This is a genomic window from Streptomyces sp. BR123, assembly GCF_013401435.1.
Taxonomy (GTDB): domain Bacteria; phylum Actinomycetota; class Actinomycetes; order Streptomycetales; family Streptomycetaceae; genus Streptomyces.
In genome coordinates this window covers 1-249 of record NZ_JACBGN010000715.1, presented here as the reverse complement: position 1 = coordinate 249, position 249 = coordinate 1, and the positions used below count along the sequence as shown (strand labels likewise).

The window sequence follows — 249 nt, the reverse complement described above, 5'->3', positions numbered from 1 at the left end:
GCACGCAGGTGACGTCTTCGCCTGATCCGTCGGTGGTGGGTGAGCCGGTGGTGTTCACCGCGACGGTGGCTCCGGTGGTGCCGGGTGCGGGCAGCCCGACCGGGACCGTGACCTTCACGTTTGGTGACGGGAGCCCGGCGGAGACGGTGGCGTTGGTGGGTGGGGTGGCTACGGCCACGCACGCCTACGCTTCCACGGCGGGTAGTCCGTATGGCGTCACTGCCGTCTACAGCGGGGACAGTGACTTCG

Annotated in this window: 1 protein-coding gene; it reads left to right on the top strand. The window is 69.5% G+C overall.

Annotated elements, in window-relative coordinates:
• Positions 1 to 8 precede the first annotated feature (8 nt).
• Positions 9 to 249, top strand: a 241-nt coding sequence (locus tag HYE82_RS39615) for an Ig-like domain-containing protein (protein ID WP_369009828.1), incomplete at its 3' end; no start/stop codon positions are given.